The organism is Thermodesulfobacteriota bacterium (genome assembly GCA_040753795.1).
Lineage (GTDB): Bacteria > Desulfobacterota > Desulfobacteria > Desulfobacterales > Desulfosudaceae > JBFMDX01.
On record JBFMDX010000014.1, the window covers coordinates 78528 to 98537 of the forward strand.

Annotated in this window: 17 protein-coding genes; 9 read left to right on the top strand and 8 right to left on the bottom strand. The window is 58.2% G+C overall.

The genetic code is table 11. The features are described 5' to 3' along the window. Position 1 precedes the first annotated feature (1 nt). The 5 genes from AB1724_15100 (at position 2) to manA (ending at position 4968) form a co-directional block, all read left to right on the top strand. Positions 2 to 730: an energy-coupling factor ABC transporter ATP-binding protein gene (locus AB1724_15100; GenBank protein MEW6079137.1), complete on the top strand. Its 729-nt coding sequence runs from the start codon at positions 2 to 4 to the stop codon at positions 728 to 730. A gap of 271 nt (positions 731 to 1001) precedes the next feature. Beyond that, the gene (locus AB1724_15105; GenBank protein ID MEW6079138.1) at positions 1002 to 1202 is read left to right on the top strand and encodes a cold-shock protein; all 201 of its coding nucleotides are present in this window, start codon (positions 1002 to 1004) and stop codon (positions 1200 to 1202) included. A 208-nt stretch (positions 1203 to 1410) separates the two neighbouring features. After that, the gene (locus tag AB1724_15110; protein MEW6079139.1) at positions 1411 to 2325 is read left to right on the top strand and encodes a formylglycine-generating enzyme family protein; all 915 of its coding nucleotides are present in this window, start codon (positions 1411 to 1413) and stop codon (positions 2323 to 2325) included. A gap of 93 nt (positions 2326 to 2418) precedes the next feature. Then, the gene (locus AB1724_15115) at positions 2419 to 3726 is read left to right on the top strand and encodes a HEAT repeat domain-containing protein (protein MEW6079140.1); all 1308 of its coding nucleotides are present in this window, start codon (positions 2419 to 2421) and stop codon (positions 3724 to 3726) included. A 27-nt stretch (positions 3727 to 3753) separates the two neighbouring features. After that, positions 3754 to 4968: a mannose-6-phosphate isomerase, class I gene (gene manA, locus AB1724_15120; GenBank protein ID MEW6079141.1), complete on the top strand. Its 1215-nt coding sequence runs from the start codon at positions 3754 to 3756 to the stop codon at positions 4966 to 4968. 15 nt (positions 4969 to 4983) lie between these two features. On the opposite strand, the gene AB1724_15125 is transcribed toward manA, so the two are convergent. Continuing rightward, a complete protein-coding gene (locus AB1724_15125) occupies positions 4984 to 6183 on the bottom strand; it encodes an aminopeptidase (GenBank protein ID MEW6079142.1) in 1200 nt (399 codons plus the stop codon). 220 nt (positions 6184 to 6403) lie between these two features. Here AB1724_15125 and AB1724_15130 point away from each other — a divergent pair, with 220 nt between their 5' ends. Next, the gene (locus AB1724_15130) at positions 6404 to 6877 is read left to right on the top strand and encodes a LysM peptidoglycan-binding domain-containing protein (protein ID MEW6079143.1); all 474 of its coding nucleotides are present in this window, start codon (positions 6404 to 6406) and stop codon (positions 6875 to 6877) included. Between the two features lie 20 nt (positions 6878 to 6897). On the opposite strand, the gene AB1724_15135 is transcribed toward AB1724_15130, so the two are convergent. Genes AB1724_15135 through AB1724_15150 form a run of 4 tightly spaced genes read right to left on the bottom strand, consistent with a single transcriptional unit; the run spans position 6898 to position 11556 of the window. Continuing rightward, positions 6898 to 7899, bottom strand: coding sequence for an NAD-dependent epimerase/dehydratase family protein (locus tag AB1724_15135; protein MEW6079144.1), 1002 nt, complete (start codon positions 7897 to 7899; stop codon positions 6898 to 6900). Then, positions 7896 to 9542 (bottom strand): fatty acid CoA ligase family protein, encoded by a 1647-nt coding sequence (locus AB1724_15140; GenBank protein ID MEW6079145.1) that lies wholly within the window; start codon positions 9540 to 9542, stop codon positions 7896 to 7898. The genes AB1724_15135 and AB1724_15140 overlap by 4 nt, the downstream gene beginning before the upstream one ends. 59 nt (positions 9543 to 9601) lie before the next feature. After that, entirely contained in the window at positions 9602 to 10507 is a 906-nt protein-coding gene (locus AB1724_15145) for an alpha/beta fold hydrolase (GenBank protein MEW6079146.1), read from the bottom strand. After that, positions 10507 to 11556, bottom strand: a complete 1050-nt coding sequence (locus tag AB1724_15150) for a 3-oxoacyl-ACP synthase III (GenBank protein MEW6079147.1) — start codon at positions 11554 to 11556, stop codon at positions 10507 to 10509. The genes AB1724_15145 and AB1724_15150 overlap by 1 nt, the downstream gene beginning before the upstream one ends. A gap of 165 nt (positions 11557 to 11721) precedes the next feature. Between AB1724_15150 and AB1724_15155 the strand changes: the two genes are divergently transcribed. Further along, the gene (locus AB1724_15155) at positions 11722 to 13128 is read left to right on the top strand and encodes a radical SAM protein (GenBank protein MEW6079148.1); all 1407 of its coding nucleotides are present in this window, start codon (positions 11722 to 11724) and stop codon (positions 13126 to 13128) included. Positions 13129 to 13159: 31 nt separating this feature from the next. On the opposite strand, the gene AB1724_15160 is transcribed toward AB1724_15155, so the two are convergent. Genes AB1724_15160 through AB1724_15170 form a run of 3 tightly spaced genes read right to left on the bottom strand, consistent with a single transcriptional unit; the run spans position 13160 to position 18096 of the window. After that, positions 13160 to 14689 carry a radical SAM protein gene (locus AB1724_15160; protein MEW6079149.1) on the bottom strand — a complete coding sequence of 510 codons (1530 nt, stop codon included), beginning with the start codon at positions 14687 to 14689 and terminating at the stop codon, positions 13160 to 13162. A gap of 4 nt (positions 14690 to 14693) precedes the next feature. Beyond that, the gene (locus AB1724_15165) at positions 14694 to 16496 is read right to left on the bottom strand and encodes a tetratricopeptide repeat protein (protein ID MEW6079150.1); all 1803 of its coding nucleotides are present in this window, start codon (positions 16494 to 16496) and stop codon (positions 14694 to 14696) included. A gap of 13 nt (positions 16497 to 16509) precedes the next feature. Further along, a complete protein-coding gene (locus tag AB1724_15170) occupies positions 16510 to 18096 on the bottom strand; it encodes a radical SAM protein (protein ID MEW6079151.1) in 1587 nt (528 codons plus the stop codon). Between the two features lie 360 nt (positions 18097 to 18456). Between AB1724_15170 and AB1724_15175 the strand changes: the two genes are divergently transcribed. Next, a complete protein-coding gene (locus AB1724_15175; protein MEW6079152.1) occupies positions 18457 to 18693 on the top strand; it encodes a hypothetical protein in 237 nt (78 codons plus the stop codon). 25 nt (positions 18694 to 18718) lie between these two features. Further along, on the top strand, positions 18719 to 19996 hold the full coding sequence (locus tag AB1724_15180; protein ID MEW6079153.1) for a glycosyltransferase N-terminal domain-containing protein: 1278 nt from the start codon (positions 18719 to 18721) through the stop codon (positions 19994 to 19996). The last annotated feature ends 14 nt before the right edge of the window (positions 19997 to 20010 follow it).

Below are 20010 nucleotides of genomic sequence, written 5' to 3' on the forward strand. Positions count from 1 at the left end.
CATGAGCCATCAACGTCAGCCTGTCATTGAATTATCGGGTATCGAATTTTCCTATCCCGGCGCCGACCCGGTTTTCAGAGGGCTTGATTTTTCTTTTTTCAGCGGCGACCGGGTGGGTCTGCTGGCGCCCAACGGCAGCGGCAAAACCACTTTTTTTCTCATGATCATGGGGTTGATCAGGCCGGATAAGGGAGAGGTGAAAATTTTCGGCCAGCCGGCGCGCCGGGAAAAGGATTTTGTCCGTATCCGGCAACGGATCGGGCTGCTGTTCCAGGACGCGGACGACCAGCTGTTCTGCCCAACGGTGCTGGAGGATGTGGCGTTCGGCCCGATGAATATGGGAAAGCCTAAATCCGAAGCCATGGAAATCGCCAGAAAAACCCTGGCATTTCTCGGCCTGACCGGCTACGAGGATAAAATCACCTTCCAGTTGTCCGGCGGAGAAAAGCGGCTGGTTTCCCTGGCCGCCGTCCTGGCCATGAAGCCGGAGGTGCTGCTGCTCGATGAACCGCTGACCGGACTGGATATCCGGACGCGCAAGATCATTCCGGATATCCTGCGGCAGATCGATCTGTCCTATATCATCATTTCGCATAACATTGATTTCCTGCTGTCGACAACTCGCGCCATCTATACCCTCGATCAGGGGAAAATCATTCTGGATCCTCACGTTCATCACCATCAGCACGAACATGCCCACCTGTTCGGTGACCGTCCTCATCAGCACTGATGCCGGCTTCACTATTGCCTTTCGTGCAAAACTTTTCCAAATTGTTAAAAAAAGTTGATTTTTTATAATTGAAGTGGTATAAAAAAAAGACGGTTAGGGGGTGCTGTTTTATATCCGGATATGCGGTATGCCGATATCGGAAGTTCAAAGGGGGTTTCCCCGCTATCGGCGGTTTTCCGGTTATAAACGGTATGAAAGGCAGTTGCGCCGGGAAGTTAGAATAAAAAATTCCGGTGGGACTGGGAAAAGCAAGTAATTAAGGAGGGTTAAGTTGGCAGACGGGGTCGTAAAATGGTTTAATGAAAAAAAAGGGTTTGGGTTTATTGCGGTAGATGAAAGCAATGATGTTTTTGTTCATTATTCCGCAATCAGCATGTCCGGATTTAAAACGCTGTCGGAGGGGGACCGGGTTTCGTTTGAAATCGAGGATACCGACAGGGGACCTGCCGCCAGGAATGTCGTCAGGGCCTGATGGTGGATTAGGCCTGACATCGTTTTGTTGTCATGGAAGAAGGCATTTTGTCGGTTGACGCAACAAAATGCCTTCTTCTCTATTCTTAAGCCAACCCATTGTTGAGAGGTTGTCTGCCAGATCGTTGTTCAGTTGTTGTGTTCCAGAGGCCAGGATCGACCAGCGGCAGTTTCTGTCGGGCCGATTCGATCAATATGAAAGGAAGCCGATGAAAATCAAAGGTGTGATATTATTTTTCGCGATAATATTGTGTCTTGCCGCCTGTTCGGTCTTTAAGACAACCCCGGAAGATCTGATCTCCAATGAGTTCCGGATGGATTTTGTGTATATTCCTCCGGGAACCTTTGTCATGGGCAGCCCTTCTTATGCCGCCGTCCGGTTTGACGATGAAACGGAACACCGGGTTGAAATCACCAACGGATTTTACATGCAGAAAACCGAAGTCACCCAGGGACAATGGAAACAGGTGATGACGGAAAATCCATCCATCTTTCAATTCAAGGAACACGGCGACGATTATCCCGTCGAGAACGTTTCCTGGAATGACGCCCAGGAGTTTGTCAAGCGGCTCAACGACGCCGAAGGATCCCAGAAGTATCGCCTGCCCACCGAGGCTGAATGGGAATATGTCTGCCGGCTGGGATCGTCCCGGGGTCCGTTTGGTGATGTGGCCGGGCTGTCGGATATTTCCAGGATCATCAAAAGGGGGATCAAAATCGTGACCTTTGATCTTTTTTCCACCGGGGATTGCCTGTCCACCGATCAGGCCAATTATGACGGTAATTATCCGCTGCTCGGCTGCAAAAAAGGGGTGTTCCGCGAGATAACCATGCCGGTGGCGAGTTTTCCTCCCAACAAACTGGGCCTTTATGATCTTCATGGTAACGTCAATGAATGGTGCCAGGACGGTTATGAAAAATACGCTGTCAAGCACAAGACGTTTCCGATGTACAAAACCGTCGATTCACCCGATGAACCCAAAGGCGGAAAATATAAAGTTTACCGGGGGGGGAGCTGGATGTCCAGCGCCAAGTATTGCCGATGCGCCTTCCGGGGACGTGAAGCGCCCGATTACAGGAATGAAACTTTAGGCCTCCGCCTGGTTAAAATGCTGGATGAGTAGTTGGTTCTGATTTGATCACAGGCGGGGTTGTTTGAGGGAATTGATTTGCGGACAAGACAGGTCAGCTACCAAATTTGAAGAAGGAGTTTTTTCATGCGGCTTCAAAATGCACGAATAAAGGGTACTATCCTGGCAGGCGTCATTTTTCTTTCCGTTCCGCTGGCGCTTGCTTCATGTGCGTATCTCCCCTGGCATCAGTCGGAGCCATGGTATACTGCTTATGATATCGATTCCGAAGATGATCTGCTGACGATTGCCTCCGTGCCGTCGCTGGTCAAGGCCCTTGAAAACCAGGACCCCGAGATCCGCCTGGAAGCGCTGAAAGCCCTGACCGCCATAGGTGTCGACGCCAGGGACGCGGTGCCGGACCTGATGAAGGCCGGAGTCAGTAAAGAAGAGGACGTCAACGTGCGTCTGGCCGTAGCCGATGCCCTGGAAGCCGTGGCGTTGACAGGGGAGAATATCGAAGATAACGAGGAAAACCGGAAAATCCGTTTGGTGGTGCAGACCATACGTCTTGAATCCTCCGACTGGCTGGTCCAGCGGGAGGCCGTTAACCAGTTTGTCGACCTCGGGAAGGATGCCATGCCCGGACTACCGGCGCTGGTCCGTGTCATAGAGGACCAATCAAACCGGCATGCGCATTATGATGAGATACGTTGCGGCGCGGTGAGGGCGATTGGCAATATCGGGCCTGATGCCCGGACGGCCACCCCGGCGTTGATCCGGCTCATGAACAGCAAAGATTTCCAGGTCCGCACGGAAGTCGTCAAAGCCATGGAGAAAATCGGCCCGCCGGAAGACAAGGCAATCCAGGAGACGTTAATCCAGGTTCTCAATGGCAATCCGGAACTGATTGTCTTCCGTGACGGCCTTGCCGCCGTTCTCCCTTCTAACTCCAAACAGATGGCATACAAGGGCACTATTTACGGCGATCCGGACTTTGACGTGCGCCTGGCGGCGGCCGAGGCCCTGGGGAATTTCGGCCCTCCCGCGGTTGCCGCCGTGCCGGCGCTGCTGGATGCCAGCCTCAAGGACATTGATTATGACGTCCGGCGGCAAGCCGTGGTTGCGTTGTGCAAGATCCAGCCTGACGGGGACGCCGCCATGCAGGCCCTGGACACAGCCCTGAGTGATAAGAAAGCCACCGCCCGGGAAGCGGCGGTGCTGGCGTTGCGGAAGGTGAGACCGGAAAACCGGGAGTCATGGCTGCCGAAGATCATCGCCTGCCTGGATGACACGGACGAGGCCGTCCGTTTTGGCGCCGTTAAAACCCTGTCTGAATACAAAATTCGCAGCGATAAGGTCTTCCAGGCGCTGCATCGAGTGGCATTGGAAGACAAGTCCCTGAAAGTAAAGCAGGAAGCGGTAAATGCCCTGCACGCCATGAACGGCAAGTAACCAGCCGGAAAGCGCTGAACGCCGCCTATGGGACGGATTCTACCGCTGCGGAACGTCATTCGGCATTATGCCTGGGGCTCCCGTACCGCCATTCCGGAGTTGCTCCGCCTTTCTTCTTCTGAAAATCTTCCCTGCGCTGAATTGTGGATGGGCGCTCATCCTTCAGCCCCGTCCCGGGTAATGGACGGGGGACTGTCTGTCCCGCTGGATCAGTTCATTCGGCAGCAGCCTGACATGATTCTGGGCAGCGCGACGGCGGCAGCGTTTGGAAATACCCTGCCGTTCCTGTTCAAGGTCCTGGCCGCGGCCGAACCGCTCTCCATCCAGGTCCATCCGGACAGTACCCGGGCCAGAGAAGGTTTTTCCCGGGAAAACCAGGCCGGTATTCCTCTGGATTCGCCCCGGCGGAATTACCGCGATCCCAATCATAAACCGGAATGCCTGTGCGCCCTGACTCCTTTTTCCCTTTTATGCGGCTTCCGACCCTGGTCAGAGATTTCGGCCGATTTTTCCCGCATATTCCCCGATCCTGACGGTCAATGGCTCAACGGCCTTGTCAATACCGGCGAGACTGACGGTCTGAAAAATTTTTTTCAGCGGCTTCTGGCCGTTTCCGGGGATAGGGTTCATCCTCTGATTTCACGGGCAGTGGCATATGCCGGGACGAAGCGCGATGTCGATCCGGTCTGTCACTGGATCTTCCGGCTGAGCCGGTATTTTCCGGATGATATCATGATCCTCGCGCCGGTTTTTCTCAATCTTCTGAAACTGGCGCCGGGGCAGGCGATTTTCCTTCCATCCGGAGTCATGCATTCTTATCTGGAGGGCGTGGGCATCGAATTGATGGCCAGTTCCGACAATGTCCTGCGCGGAGGATTAACCTCCAAACACATTGATAAGGATGAACTGATGCGCCTGCTGGATTTCACGGCGACAAAACCCCGGCTGGTGTCGCCGATCGAAAAAGGATGCGAAGGAATTTATGAAACCGGGGCAAGGGAGTTTGTCCTGTCGGTAATCCGGGTGAAATCCGGTCAGCCATGCCTGCCCGCGCACCAGGGACGGGTATCCATTTTGCTGTGCGTCGAGGGGGAAGCCGTTATAGCCGAACAGGGCGGTGAAGACCGGACGGTAATTAAAAAGGGGGATTCCGTTCTCATCCCGGCGTCCGTGGGCGGGTATCACGTTACGGGAGAGGCGCTGATTTACAAGGCGGCGGTGCCGGAATCTGACAGCCAGTAACGGAACCGACAAGGGCTATACCGCAAACAGGCCATTCTCGTAAATGATTTTTTTCCGCCCGTTATCCAACAGAGCCGTCACGCATTTATTCTCCGTATTGATGACATCCCAGTGAATGGCGGATTCATTAAATCCCAGTTTCTTTTTCCGGGAGGATGTCAGTTCGGCCGGATTACCCGTGTACGTATCCGCGTAGGACGAGCCCAGCGCGACATGGCAGTTTCCATGGCTTCCGCCGAAATTTTCATCAAACAGGGTATTGGCCATGAAGCGGTCGATTTTGGAGAAACGCCTGTCGGTCAGCGAAAATTCGCCCAGCCGTCCGGCACCGGGGTCGGTGGCCAGGAGCCTGCGGGCGAAGTGCTCCCCTTTTTCGGCGGTGATGGTAACCGCCTTGCCGGATTTAAACTCGATTCTCAGGTTTTTCACCAGATTTCCGTCGCGGTAGGACGGCATATCGGCAAAGTAGACACCGCTGGTTCCCCGCCAGTCCGGCGAGAGAAAAATTTCAAAGCTGGGAATGTTATGGCCGGAGATGCCGACCCATTTTCTGTTTTCTCCCGGCGTGATCAGAAGATCCATCCGTTTGGACTCAATCCGGATGGATTTCATCTTCATGCTGTTCAGCCATTTCTTGATGACTTGCGCTTTTTTGAAAATCTCCTGCCAGTGGGACACGGGCGATACCTTGTCCAGAAAACAGGCCCGGACGATCTGCCGGGCATATTCCGCCTGTGACATCCCGGCATGTCCGGCCAGGGCGGCCGTGGGGAACATACCCAGGGTCCAGCTGAAGTCGCCGCGGTTTTCCCGTTTTTCCAGTATATCCCGCAGGGGCTTTCTGGCGGTGGCCGCCTTTCCGATTTTCCGGGGATCGACCCCGCTTAAATGCGTCAGAGATTCGGGCGCGATAATGGCGATGGACCCGTTGAGATGGCGGATCAGTTCCTGCTCTCCCGGAGCCTTGAAGATCAGTTGATCGTTGTTGGACAGAATGAAAAAGCGCTGCTCCATGTTGGCTGTCTGAACACTGCGGGGGATAGGGTTTCTGCCGGAAGCCAGGAGCTTTTCAAAAAGAATTTCCGCCAGCCGTACGGCTTGAAGATTATAACGGATGACAACAATATCGTTTTTCTGAAAATGTTTTTTCCGGGAAGTGGACAGGCCCCACAGGAGCACATCCGCGTATCGATCCAGTTGTTTTTCCGTCAGCATCTTACCGCTCTCCTTGGAAATGGTATCGTCCTGTTTTGTTTGACATCAAAGCGTTCCCGTCATATGGTGGTAATATCGCTATTCCCGCTCGTGGAGTACCTTACCAGAATATGTGAATTTGTCCAGAAGTTTGACGGCCTTTTCAGCAGGCAGGGAGGATCAAATGGGGAAAAACAGAATCATTCCGACTGATGGCAGAATAATATGGTCCGGTGTTTTCATGGTTTCATTATTTTTCCTGGCGGCCGGATGCCAGTCGCCGCCGCCCGACGAAAATTCGGAAGATACGGCCGCCCGTTTGAAACGCCTCGAAACGCGCGTGGCCACTCTGGAGTTGAGCAACGACGTATATAATGAGCGCAATAAAAAGTTTGAACGGTTCATGGAGGAGAGCGAACGTCGGCATTCGGAGCTGCTGGTTCGCATGAGTAAACTGCATGAGAATTCCCAGGGTAATGCCCCGGCGACCGGAACTGCTCCTGCCGCGGATTCGACCGGGACCGTTACCTTGCCCGCGCCCGATACCGGGAAGAAAGCCCCGGCCGCGGACCGGGCCAGATATCATCTGGTCCAGAAAAGCGACACGATTTACAGCATCAGCCGCCAGTATGACCTGGAACCGGCCGCGTTAAAGAAGATGAATAACCTGACAGAAGACGTGATCGTTCCGGGTCAGAAACTGCGGGTAAAGTAACTCCAGGGTAGAGATGCCCTTCAGGGTCGAAGCCAGCGGGCCAGCTGATCCAGGCCCTGCTGGATGGTGTAGCGCGGTTGATAGCCCAGATCCCGCTTGGCCGCTGAGATATTGAACCAGTGGGCCGTGGCCAGCTCCCTGGCCACGAAGCGGGTCATGGGCGGTTCTTGTTTGATCCCCATCATTTTATAAGAAGCTTCCAGTACCGCGCCGATCCCCCAGACCATCCCGGCCGGCAGGGTCCGGGTAATAGGCGGCAGGCCGCCGGCTTTTAAAATACCATTGATCATGTCCCACATGGGAATCGGCTCGTCCTGGCTGATGAAATAGATCCGCCCCGACAGGGACGGGTTCGCGGCCAGCCGGTCGGCGGCCAGGATGTGGGCCGCGGCCGCGTCCTCGATATAGATGGTATCCACCAGGTTGTTGCGGTTGCCCACCTTGACCAGTTTTTTTGCCCGGGCCAGCACCCGCGGCACCAGGTGGGGATCACCGGGACCCCAGATCAGGTGAGGCCGCAGGACAACGGCGGTGATGTCTTTCTGCCGCGCGGCGGAGACCACCATTTTTTCGGCCATGGCCTTGGTTTTGGTGTAATGGGTGGGAAAGGTTTCCGGATAGGGAACGGTCTCATCCACCCCTTCCATGTCGCCGCCGGTAAACACCACGCTGGGTGAGCTGGTATGGATCAGTACCGGAATATGATGGTGCCGGCAGGCGGCGACGATATTTTCCGTGCCCATGACGTTGGGGCGGTAATATTCATCGTATGACCCCCAGACGCCCGGTTTGGCGGCGGTATGGATGACCATGTCCATTCCCCGGCAGGCCAGAATAACGGCGTTGGCATCGCTGATATCGGCCCGGATCTGCCGGACATCCATTGATTCCAGGCCGGCGTATGAACTTCGGGACAGGGTGGTGACCCGGTCGCCTCTGACGACCAGCCGTCTGACAATGGCTGATCCCAGAAAACCGCCGCCGCCTGTCACCAGGATTTTTTTCGGGTTGGTCGGTGTCATGTCGTTTTTATTTTCCTCTGGGCCCAGACCGCCAGTTTTTCTCTGAAGATTTTAGAGTTGTGCCGGATGTCCACGGGGAAACCGTTATGGAACAGGATATACTCGATTTCCCGGGTCAGCGGGTGGGTTCCGGCCAGTTCCAGTAATTCGGCCTTCAATCGTTTTTTGTTGATTTTCTTTCCTTTGGCCACTTCGATACAGATCACCGGGATCTGGTTTTTGGGTTTGCCGAGACCGACCAGGGCGCTCCGTGCCACGTCCGGATGGTTGTTGAAGATAGCCTCGCAGGGGATGGTGAAAAGGGCGCCGCGAGGCGTGATGACCCGGTGATTTTTCCGGCCGATGAACCAGAAGCGGCCCTGCTGATCCATCCAGGCCAGATCGCCCATGCGGTGCCAGAAACTCCCGTCACGGTCAGGGATCTTGGCGGCGGCGGTGTCTTTGGGCCGGCTGTAGTAAGCGGCCGTGACATGGTCTCCCTTGACGACGATTTCCCCGGGTTCGCCCTGGGACACCAGCAGGCCGTCGTCCCATTCCTCAATAGGCAAGTCCGTGATCCGGATCAGCCGGACGGTGACGTTGGACAGGGGTCGGCCGACGCAGTTGCCGAAACCCTGTTCCGTCATTTTTCGCGTTTCGGACAAAATCTCCCGGCTGCCCATGGAAATGATGGGGACCGCTTCGGAAGCGCCGTAGGGCGTGTGGATCTCGGCGTCTTCCAGGAGGGCGTGGGAGAACTGTTCAATGTTGGCGGGATGGACCGGCGCGCCGGCCGAGACCACCCGCCGCAGGGGCGGCAGCTGGATGTTTTTCCGGCGGCAGAACCCGCCCACGCGGTTGAGCAGGGCGGGGGAAGCGAACATGTTGGTCACCCCGTGGTTGAGTATGGCTTCGATGATTTTTTCCGGGTTGACGAAAGCGGGTTTGGTCGGGTCCATATCCGGGATGACGGCGGTCATGCCCAGGGCCGGATCAAACAGCGCGAACAGCGGGAAGGTGGGCAGGTCGACCTCGTCGGGTCCGATCTGAAAATGGTCCTGGATCTGCTGGATCTGGGCGTCGAAATTGCCGTGGGTATAGACAACGCCCTTGGCCGGTCCGGTGCTGCCGGTGGTAAACAGGATGGCGGCCGTCTCGTCCCGGCGGGTTCTGGCCACGGTGTAATCGTCCGACCCCGCCCGGCGGATCTGCCGCAATGTCGGCCCGCCCCAGAACCAGCGCCGGCCCACGGTGACCCAGGCCCGGACGGTCTTGAAAAATTTGGGTTTCATGACCCGGAGCGCATGGGCCAGGGGGATGCCGATAAACGCCTGGGGCCGGCATTCGGCAAAGCAGGTCAGCATGCGGTCCACGCCCATGCCGGGGTCCACCACCACCGGCACGACGCCGGCTTTGAACAGGCCGAAGACCAGGGAAAAGAAGTCGAGGCTCGGCCGTACCATGAGGATGGTGCGGGTACCGCGGCCGATGCCCGCTCTTTCCAGGCCGCCGGCGATGCGGCTGGAATCGGCGTCCAGCTGGGCGAAGGTGAAATGGGCGTAGGTGATCCGGCCTCCGGTGTCTTTGCCCACCGGCGCGATCACGGCTTTTTTGTAGGGATAAGCCGCCGCCATTTCCTTCAGGCGGGTGGCGATGTTTACCATCGGCGGGCCGTCAATTTCCGCCGCCGCCCGGGTCAGGTCGTCCTCTGCGTCGAATTTGATCATCGGTCCGTTTTCTTCAGAAAAGCGTCGATCACCGCCGGCACGTTTTCCGGTTCGTCTTCCAGCAGATAGTGGCCGGCGTTTTCAAACAGGTGGCATTCGGCTTCCGGAAAACGCCGCCGCCATTCATTATAATAGGTGTCGTCAAAAACGAAATCGTGTTTCCCCCAGCAGATGAGCATGGGCCGTCCCTTGAGCCGGTGAAGGTTCTCTTCCAGGAACCGGCCCGCGGCATAACTGGGATCGGCCGGGCTGACGGCGATATCCTGGACGAACTTGAGGGTGGCGATCCGGTTGGCCCAGCTGTTGTAAGGGGCGATCAGTCCCTTTTTCACGTCCGGGGCGAGCCGCTTCCGGGGGGCCATGACCAGGGCCGCCCGGCAGAAAAGGTTGCCGCCCAGCACCGCCGGCACGGCCAGGGGGGTCAGGTAGCGGAGCAGCCAGAGCCTCAGGGGCAGGGGCTTGCCGGCCGGTTTCAGGAAAGCGGCGGTGTTGGTGATAACGACCCGCCGGACCGTTTCCAGGTGCCGGAGAGCGTACAGGCAGCCGATGAACCCGCCCCAGTCATGAACGATCAGGGTCAGGTTTTCCCTGATGCCGAGCTGTGACATCAGTTCGGCCACGTCGTCGGCCCGGTTTTCCAGGCGGTAGCCGTAGCTTCCGGCGGACGGCTTGTCGGACAGGCCGCAGCCGATGTGGTCCGGGCAGATGACCCGGTAGCGCGGCGACAGCTTTTTGATCAGCGCCCGGTAGTAAAACGACCAGGTGGGGTTGCCGTGGAGCATCAGCACCGGGTCGCCGCCGCCTTCATCTATATAATGATACCGCAGCCCGTTGATCACGGCAAAATGGGACGTAAACGGATAAAGATGCGCGAACGGGGACATGTCGACGGTAGCGGTCATTACCATTCCACTCCCAGCATGAGACAGTTGAGGCCGCTGCCGATGCCCAGAAAACCGACCAGGTCCCCGGGTTTGAGAAATTCGCGCTCGTCGGCAATGGCGGCGGTGACGGGCAGGGAGACCGTGCCCATGTTGGCGAAAAACTGATAGGTGGGAAAATCTTTTTCCGGGGAGACGCCGATGGCTTTGAGGATGCCCCGCTGGTTGGCTTCGCCGACCTGGTGACAGATGACCTTGTCCGGCTGGTCGTCCCGGAATCCCAGTTCCTTTTTAAAGGCGGCAAACGTTTCCTGGCCCAGCTTGACGCCGTTTTTCAGCACGCCCACCGAGTCGGTTTCCATTTTATAGGGCGCGCTGGCCGGCACGCCGGTGTCCGGCCCCCAGATGCAGAGCCGGTGATGTTCCACCGCGTTTCGCACCACCCCGCCCAGGAGGCGGTGCCGGCGGTAGGGCGCCGGCGGCAGACTGTCCCCGGTCATGATGACGGCCACGGCCCCGGACCCGCCGGTCAGGACCGCCATGCATTTCTTGAACGACTCCATGTCGCATTCCCGGTTCATGCGGTCGATGGTCAGGTCCACGATCTGGCGGGCCGATTCGCACGAGACCACCAGGCCCGCCCGGATCTGGCCCAGCTCGATGGCGTTGGCCACTTCGATCATGGCGCTGGCCACGCCCAGGCAGGCGTTGGAAATATCGAACACCCGGGCTTCGGGGCTTACGCCCAGCCCGTGGGCCACCGAGCAGGCCGTGGCCGGTTCCATGTTGTCCCGGCAGACGCCGCAGTAGACCACCATGCCGATATCGCCGGGTTTAACCTGGGAATTGGCCAGGGCCTTTTTTCCGGCCTTGACGGCGCCGGTATACATGGGTTCGCCCGGATCCCAGAAACGGCGCTCCCGGATGCCGGTCAGGGCCTGCAGTTGTCCCTGGCGCAGGTTCAGGCGTTTATACAGCGGCGCCAGCCGTTCTTCCAGCTCTACCGAGCTGACCACGTTTGGGGCCAGTTCATATCCGAAAGCATCGATGAAAACATGTTGATAACGCATGGTTGGCAACGGTTCCCTGTGGTTGGTCGTGGTCCGAAAAATACGTCATACGCTATAATCGAACCCGTTCAGCTGTCAAGTCTTTTCCTCCCCGGCGGCCCTTCAACCAACCCCCTGTACGGTTGTTGTGATTTGTGGTAGAAAAACAACCGGAAGGCGATGGCTATGAAAATCAAACTGATCAATCCCGGGCATCCCGATGCCGGCGGGCATCTGGTGAAACTCAACAAGGAGATGCTCCCCGGTCTCACGCTTCCCTATCTGGCGGCCCTTTTTCCGCCGGAGCACGACATCCGTATCATTGAAGAGGGGCTGGAGCCCCTTGACTACGAAGACCCGGTGGACCTGGTCGGCATCACCACCATGACCGCCCGCGCTCCCCGGGCCTACCAGATCGCCGACCGGTTCCGGGAAAAGGGCGTGCCGGTCATCATGGGCGGATTCCATGTCTCCGCCCTGCCGGAAGAAGCCCTGGAACATTGCGATGCCGTTGTCCAGGGCGAAGCCGAAGGGCTGATCGATCAGATCCTGTCCGATCTGGCTGCCGGCCGGCTTTCCGGAATTTATAAAAACAGCGGCCGGATCGACCTGAACCATCTGCCCGCGCCCCGGTACGACCTGCTCAAGAAAGAGAATTACTTTTGTTTTTTTTATCCCGTCCAGGCCACCCGGGGCTGTCCCAATCATTGTGATTTCTGCTCGGTGGCCGCTTTCCATGGCGGCAGGCACCGCCAGAGGCCGGTGGCCGATGTAATCAATGACATGCGGCAGGCCGGCGATTTTATCTTTATCGTCGATGACAATCTGCCGGCCGACAGGGACTACGTCCTGGAACTGTTTGCGCGGATGAAACCGCTGAAAAAACTGTGGGGCGGACAATTCAACCTGTCGGCGGCCAATGATCCGGAACTGGTCAGGGCCGCCTCCGATGCCGGCTGCCTGTTTCTGTATCTCGGCATTGAATCCGTCGACCCCGACAACCTGCGGTCATCCGGTAAAAGCCTCAACCTGAAGTTCCCGGCCGAAGAGGCCATCCGGAACCTGAAACGGAACCATATCGAACCCTGGATCAGCATGATTATCGGGTTTGACCACGACGATTCCCGCACGGCCCGGGACATTATCCGGTTCTGCAACCGCACCCGCGTTTCCCTGCTGCTGCTGTACATCCTGACGCCGGTGCCCGGGTCCCCCCTGTACGACAAGTGCCGGGCCAGGGGCATCCGGCTCAAAGACGAGTGGCATTTCTACGACGGCACCCATGCCGTCATGGACACGCCCCGGATGCGGGCCGCGGAAATCGATGCCATGTACGCGGCGGTTTACAAAAGTGTCTACGACCTGCCCAGCATCTTCCGGCGCACGCTGTTCCCGCCGCATATCCTGATGGTCATGCTCAACCTGATTTTCCGGGCGGGCGTCAAGAACTCCCTTCACCCCTGGATGGGCACCCGGGTCAGGAAGAACGTTCTCGATCGCGTGGCCCCGGTCATTACAGGGGTTCTGACCCATCCGTCGGTAAAGAAGATTTCCCGGATCATCCGTTACGCCGAAGGCCGGATCGTCAATTGATCTTACCGACGTTCAGTGCCGGGAACTTTTCTCAGACGGACTTCCGGCCCAGCTTCTTCATGATCCGGAAACGCCACAGGCGGGTAAAGAAATCCCGGAAGAATTCCGGATGGGTCAGCAGCCGGCGGCCGTACCAGGCCACGAACTCCCGGGGATTTCGAAAGGGCAGCTTGATCAGGTTGGTGATATACGACCGGGCCTGAAGCCGGTAGAGCTTTTCGATCTCGAACATCTCCGAATTGAAATTACGCTCAAAGAAGTTGTTGGATTCTTCAAAGGCGTAGTGTTCGGAAATCAACCCGCCGGCCAGGCATTCGTCCCACAGCCGGGAACCGGGGATGGGAATGTAAATGAAGGGAGACAGATAGTCGATCTTCAGGTCCAGGGCGAACTTCATGGAGCGTTCGATCTGGGCGAAGGGCTCGCCCGGAAACCCGAGAATGAAATAGCCGACCGTGGCGATGCGGTGCTTTCTGGCCAGCCGGGCCACCTCCCTGGCTTTGTCCAGGGCGAACGGTTTGCCCACAAACCGCTCGAAGGTTTCCGGGTCGCCCGATTCCACCGCCAGGGAAATCTCATAGCATCCGCTCTGCTTCATCAGCCGGATCAGGTCTTCGTCCAGGGTCCAGATGGCGATTCCGTTGGGCGTGTTCCACGGCATGGCCAGCCCGCGCTCCACCATCTTTGAAAATATTTCCACGGCCCGTTTTTTATCCGCCGTCAGGTTATCGTCCTGCCATTTCAATTCCTGGATGCCGTAGGCTTCTTTTAAATGTTTGATCTCCGCCAGCACGTTCTCGGCCGAGCGCTTGCGGAAGCGCCCTCCCCAGTGCCGCCAGGAAGAGCAGAAGGCGCAACGGTTGGGGCATCCCCGGCTGGAAATAATCGGCACGTTTCTGGTTTTGCGCCAGTGATAGGCCATGGGCATCCGGGCCTGAAAATATTTTTCCAGGGGCAGCAGGTCCCGGGCCGGAAAGGGCAGGGTATCCAGGTCCTCGATCCAGGTGGTCCGCGGATGGACGACGATCCGATCCCCGTCCCGGTAGGCGATGCCGTCGATTGCCGCCAGGTTTCCTCCGCTGTCGCGCGACTCGATAATGTCGCGTAAGCCCAGCTCTCCTTCTCCCAGAACCACTATGTCCACATCCGTGTCGGCCAGGGTTTTTTCCGGAAGAAAAGAGGGGTGGGTGCCGCCCGTGACCACCAGTACCTCCCGGCCGATATCGTTTTTAATGCGGCGGCTGAGCCGGGCCACGCAGCCGATCTGGTTGGAAAAGACGCACGACAGGCCGACCAGGTCCGGCTGCCAGGCGCGGATCCTTTCGATGATCTGGTCGTCGGTCAGTCCCACCCGTTCGACTTCAGGGGTGACGGCCTCCTTCTGTGTCCAGGCTTCGGCCACGCAATCCAGCAGCCGCACCTCGACCCTGTCCCGGATAAAGGCCGCCAGGGAGGCGATGCCCATGGGCGGGCAGACCATGGTGTCCAGCACCTTGACGTCATACATGGGCGGGAAAATCAGCATCACCCGCCGGATGGGGCGGAAACGGCTCAGCGTCATGTCGTCAGTTCTCCGTTCCGGTTAAGGCGGCAGGCCGACCTTGCCTGAACAGGTTCAGCAGTTCCCGGAACTGCGGGTTAGCCGGGTCCAGGGTAATGGCCGTGAGCAGATGCTGTTTCGCTTCTTCTTCCCGACCGGCCTGAACCAGGGTCACCGCCAGCCGGAAGTGCGTTCCGGCGGACCGGGGATTGATGGCCAGGGCCTGCTGGAAATGGCCGACGGCGCCGGCCAGGTCCCCGGTATTGGCTTCCACCACGGCCAGGTTGTCATAAGCCGGCGCGTATCCGGGGTTGAGGGCAACCGCCTTCCGGTAGTTTACCAGGGCCGCCCGGGCATCCCCGGTCTTTTCATAAAGCGCGCCGAGGTTGTTGTAAAGGCGGGCGTCGGTGGGGTCCTTTTCCAGGGCCCGGTTCAAATGGTAGATGGCCCTGTCCGCCTGCCCGGTGCTGATATAGACATTGGCCAGATTGATGTGGGATTTCAAATGGTCCGGTTTGATGGCCAGGGCCTTTTTAAAATGATCGACGGCCGCGTCCAGGTCGCCCTGATCGGCCAGGGCCTGGGCCAGGTAATTGTGCGCTTCGAAATTGTTCCGGGTGACCTTGAGGGCGTGACGCATGAGGGTCTCGGAGTCTTTCCAGTACCCGGCCTGACGCCAGGAAACAAAGGCCAGCAGGACAATGACGATGACGGAGGCGACGGCGACCGGTTTTCCGGGAAGGCGCCGCTTTTCGACCACGGCCGCCGCTCCCCAGACGATGAAAATCAGCAGTCCGATGAGGGGAATGTAGGCGTAATGGTCGGATCGGGACTGGGTGCCGATCTGGGCGATCCCGGAAAGCGGGAACATCATGCCGGCAAACCACAGCCAGCCGATGATCAGAAAAGGATAACGGCGAACCCGGCGCAAAGAGATCGCCGTAATGATGAAAAGCGCCAGGACGGCGCCGCCGGTTTTCCAGAAAGGGAAGCTGTCCGGGAACGGATAGTACACGGCGATGTTGAACGGAATCAGGGTCTGCTGGATAAAACCGACATAGGCATAAAAGACATTTAAAATGCGTTCAGGCAGAGGATAGGGGTCGATACCGGGAGACGTTGACAGGTTGTGTGAAAACATGACGATGGCCAGCAGAATAGCCATGATGCCGAAGAAAGGAAATTTTTCCCAGACGGCGCGCCCGATTTTTTCTTTTCCCCCCAGCCGCCCCAGGGGCCAGAAATCCAGCAGCAGCAGCAGAAACGGCACGGCCGGAAACATGGGCACGGAAAAGAGGCTGGCCGCGTACCAGAACAGGGACAGGGTGTAATAAAAGCTGGAGCGGCGGGCGGCATACAGGGCATAAAAATAGAGGGTCAGCAGGCAGCAGAAACCGCTTTGGATCACCCTGAGGCAGGCCAGCCAGGCCACGGGTTCGACGTTTAAGGGATGGACCGCGAACAGCGCCGCGGCCAGGGCGCTTTTCCACAAGGCCCCGGTCATCTGGAACAGCAGCAGGAACAGGATGACGGCGTTGGCGGCATGGATGCCGGCCGCCACCAGGTGATAGAGGCCGAAATCACGGCCGAAGAACTCCATTTGCGCGCCGGCCGACAGATAGACCAGGGGCATCCAGATCCCGGCCACCAGGGTGCTCATCCCCTCCAGCAGGCCCTGATACGAGTATGCGTTATCGACGAACTTGTTGGTGGTGATGTGAAAGTCGTCGGTATTGACCGTGCCGTGATGGCGGATCTGCCAGTAGACGCAACCGGTCATGATCACAAGCGCGAGGCAGATGCCGAACTTTGTCAGAACTGGCTTCAAGGGATGCTCCGGCTCATTGATTGTATTTCACCATCCGGGTCGGCGGCTGAAGCGCGTCTCCGAAGAAAGCGGTGCGCCATTGCCTGGCCCGGCCGGACAGGTAAAGCCCGGCGGCAATGCCCTGCTGCGGCAGCCGGGGCGGTCCGAAATCCCGGGCCATACCGGCCAGCACCTCATCGGCCAGGTCGCGGATATGGTCCGTCGGCGCCAGGTGCCGGATGGCCAGGGCGATGGACTGCAGTTTCCACGCCCCGGCGGCAACGGCCCGGGCCCGCTGGCGTAAATGCGGCTTGTCCGAGTCCCTGAGGTTCCGCCAGCCTTCCAGTTCCACCGCGATGAAGCGGAGGGTGGAGGGGCCCAGTTCGAAAAAATCCCGGGTATAGGCCCGGTTCTGGACCTTCTCCGCCTCGACCAGGGTAAAGGACGGATGCACAAACCAGGGCTGGCGGAAGGCGTGCCATTCCTCCAGGGGAATCTGGTGAAGGATCCGGCCTTCCTTTTCCAGCCGGTCGTAAAGCGGCGTGCCCGGCACCGGTGAATAATGGGCGAACTGGCTGAAGACCGGGTTGCAGGCCAGGTGCTCGTCAATGTCCTCCCCGATGGTCTTTTTATCATGTTCTTCCAGCAGGAGAATGGACGAGAGAATGGTCTTGATGCCCACCGACCGCAATTCGGCAATCAGTGATTTCATGTCGATTCCCCGGTTTTTGGCATACCCGGAGAATTTTCCCTCCCGGCCGATCCAGATCATGGACGTGCCCATCTCCGCCAGCCGTTCCGGACCAAAGGCCGCCACCTGGTCGGCGCTGCCGAACAGAAAGATGTTGAACGTTTCCTTGCCGGCGATGACGCATTCCCGCAGTTCCTCGGCCCGCTGCCGGTCGAGGAGGAAATTGTCGTCCCCGATGAAACTGACGATATCGGTTTTGAAGCGCCGCTTGACCCGTACCATTTCATCATACAGGGTCTTGCCGCTGGTGAAAAATTTGATATGACGCCGGCCGAAGAAATGGCTCGGGGAGCAGAAATCGCAGCCATAGGAACAGCCCAGGCCGACCACGATATGCGGTGTGTAGGCACGCCACAGGGGGACCCCCAGGACCTCCCGCATCTGGCTGACGACATCGGGATTTTTGTAAACGAACGCTTCCGGTAGCCCCAGCAGCCGGCGCATGAAGCCGATGCCTTCGCCCACGCAGACATGGTCTACATCCATCATTTTATTAATATCGGGCAATCCCGCGCAGAACCCGCCGATGACCAGGGTGGAACGGGGCGAGATATCCCGGACCGTTTCCGCCATCTTCTTTATTTTCTGGAAGTTGGGCATGATGCCGCTGATGCCGATGATATCATAGCCTTTTTTGACTTCCCGGATGAAGCGGGGCAGGGTGGGGAAATCCAGGACCGTGGCCGGCACGTCAATATTGCTGGCAATGACATGAAGGCCGTACGAGTCCATGAAGGACCGCATGGAAAACACGCCCTGATATTTGGTGATCTGGTTGTGATACAGTTCGATTTTCGAGTCCACGCGGCCGTACATATTGTCCACGGCAAAGGGCTTGAACACGGAACTCAAAAGAACCCGTGGCGGCATGGTGACTCCTAATTGTTAAAGCCTGTATGGCATAACAAAATTCCGGCCGGTTGTCAATTCATGCGGGATGGCCGCCGGGCAGGGCGTGTGGGGATTTTTTGTATTAATTTTATCAAATTTACAACAAGTTACAAATACTACATTAATGTTTTTTGTGAAATAATATTCGGCCTGAATGTAGCGGAAGGCTTCGCTTGCACCCCGGTACGTAGGGGCGACCGGCCGGTCGCCCCTACAGGGCAAATGACCGCCCCCTGGAACCCCGTTCTTTACACCTAAACCGGAAAACGGTATAAACAAAAACACACGCGGCCTGTATGCGGACGCTTGATCCAGACCATGTCGCAGGATTGAGGGAATATGCCGGTAATAATTAAAATCATTATATTTTTCATTATGCTATTCGGCTTTTTCGGCGTTTCATGGCTGTGGCATTGGACCTGGTTTGGCGGCGAAAAACAGGCAACCGGCCGGGGCGATGACGATCACGCGGCCGCAACTATCCGGTCTGGCAACAACTTCAAACTGTTCACGACCGGCCTGGTGGCCGCCTTCCTGGTCGGCCTGTACCTGAGCATATTTTCGCTGCTGAATTGACACGATATTTCCGGAGAATACTATATTGAAGAGCGGCACCCTGAATATTGCTTTCCGTTTGTACGAGGCCGGCTGGCGCCTGGCCATGCCCCTGCTCAAAATCGAGCCGCGGCTCAAGGACGGTTACCCGGCCCGGGCCTTTGTCCAGCGGCCGCCGGGGCCGGCCGACATCTGGATCCAGGCGGCCTCGGCCGGTGAAGCCTACCTGGCTGTTTCCCTGATCAAAGGCCTGCCGCCGGACCGGGACCTGCGCGTCCTGGTCAGTACCAACACCCGCCAGGGCCTGGAAATCCTGGCGAAAGCCGCTGCCGATCAATCCGCTCAGGCGTCGCGACTTTCCATCGCGCTGATGTTCTGCCCCTTTGACCGGCCGTCGGTGATGGACGCGGCCGTGCGCCACATTCAGCCCCGGGTCATGGTGCTGCTGGAAAGCGAACTGTGGCCGGGCCTGCTCTACGCGCTTAAGCGGTACAACCGCAAAACCATGATCGTCAACGGCCGCATGACGGACCGGAGCCTGAAACGGTACCGGCTCCTGCCCGGATTCTGCAAGGCACTGGCCCCGGACAAGGTGCTGGCCATGTCCCCGGACGATGCCGGACGGTTCGCGGCCCTGTTCGGGCCCGACCGGGTCGAGACCATGCCCAGCATGAAGTTTGACGGCGTCCGCGTGGAGGGCCCGGAATCGCAAAGCGCCCTCGCGATCCGGAACCTCCTGCCGAAGGATTCGCGATTTCTGGTTTTCGGCTCCATCCGCCAGGAAGAGGAGCCCCTGGTCCTGGACATGATCCGGCTGATCACCGGCCTTTTGCCGGGCCTGGTCGTGGGCCTTTTCCCCCGGCACATGCACCGCCTCGATGCCTGGCGGCAGCTGCTTGCCAAAGCCGGAATAAAATGGGTCCTTCGCTCCGCGCTTTCCGCCGGCCCGGCCGGGCCGGACACGGTCGTACTCTGGGATACCTTCGGTGAGTTGAACGCCGCCTATGCCGAAGCCGCGGCCGTGTTCGTGGGCGGCAGCCTGGCGCCCCTGGGCGGGCAGAACTTCCTGGAGCCCCTGGTCCACGGGGTGGTGCCGGTGATCGGGCCGTACTGGGACAATTTTACCTGGGTGGGCGAGGAACTGTTTTCCGCCGGCCTGGTGCGCAAAACGCCGGACTGGCAGGCGGCGGCAGCCGAACTGGTCGTTCTCCTGGAAGCCCCGCCGTCCCGGCAAACCATCCGGGACCAGGCCGCCGCTTTTATCAGCCAGCGCCAGGGCGGCACGGCCCAGGCCTGCCGCCGCATCCTGGAAGCCCTCGATTAATGCCCGTTCCTTGC

Excerpts from the sequence above, each read along its gene's own strand:
- AB1724_15100 (MEW6079137.1), top strand. The coding sequence starts at position 2 with ATGAGCCATCAACGTCAGCCTGTCATTGAATTATCGGGTATCGAATTT.
- AB1724_15110 (MEW6079139.1), top strand. The coding sequence starts at position 1,411 with ATGAAAATCAAAGGTGTGATATTATTTTTCGCGATAATATTGTGTCTT.
- AB1724_15115 (MEW6079140.1), top strand. The coding sequence starts at position 2,419 with ATGCGGCTTCAAAATGCACGAATAAAGGGTACTATCCTGGCAGGCGTC.
- manA (MEW6079141.1), top strand. The coding sequence starts at position 3,754 with ATGGGACGGATTCTACCGCTGCGGAACGTCATTCGGCATTATGCCTGG.
- AB1724_15125 (MEW6079142.1), bottom strand. The coding sequence starts at position 6,183 with ATGCTGACGGAAAAACAACTGGATCGATACGCGGATGTGCTCCTGTGG.
- AB1724_15130 (MEW6079143.1), top strand. The coding sequence starts at position 6,404 with ATGGTTTCATTATTTTTCCTGGCGGCCGGATGCCAGTCGCCGCCGCCC.
- AB1724_15135 (MEW6079144.1), bottom strand. The coding sequence starts at position 7,899 with ATGACACCGACCAACCCGAAAAAAATCCTGGTGACAGGCGGCGGCGGT.
- AB1724_15140 (MEW6079145.1), bottom strand. The coding sequence starts at position 9,542 with ATGGTAAACATCGCCACCCGCCTGAAGGAAATGGCGGCGGCTTATCCC.
- AB1724_15145 (MEW6079146.1), bottom strand. The coding sequence starts at position 10,507 with ATGACCGCTACCGTCGACATGTCCCCGTTCGCGCATCTTTATCCGTTT.
- AB1724_15150 (MEW6079147.1), bottom strand. The coding sequence starts at position 11,556 with ATGCGTTATCAACATGTTTTCATCGATGCTTTCGGATATGAACTGGCC.
- AB1724_15155 (MEW6079148.1), top strand. The coding sequence starts at position 11,722 with ATGAAAATCAAACTGATCAATCCCGGGCATCCCGATGCCGGCGGGCAT.
- AB1724_15160 (MEW6079149.1), bottom strand. The coding sequence starts at position 14,689 with ATGACGCTGAGCCGTTTCCGCCCCATCCGGCGGGTGATGCTGATTTTC.
- AB1724_15170 (MEW6079151.1), bottom strand. The coding sequence starts at position 18,096 with ATGCCGCCACGGGTTCTTTTGAGTTCCGTGTTCAAGCCCTTTGCCGTG.
- AB1724_15175 (MEW6079152.1), top strand. The coding sequence starts at position 18,457 with ATGCCGGTAATAATTAAAATCATTATATTTTTCATTATGCTATTCGGC.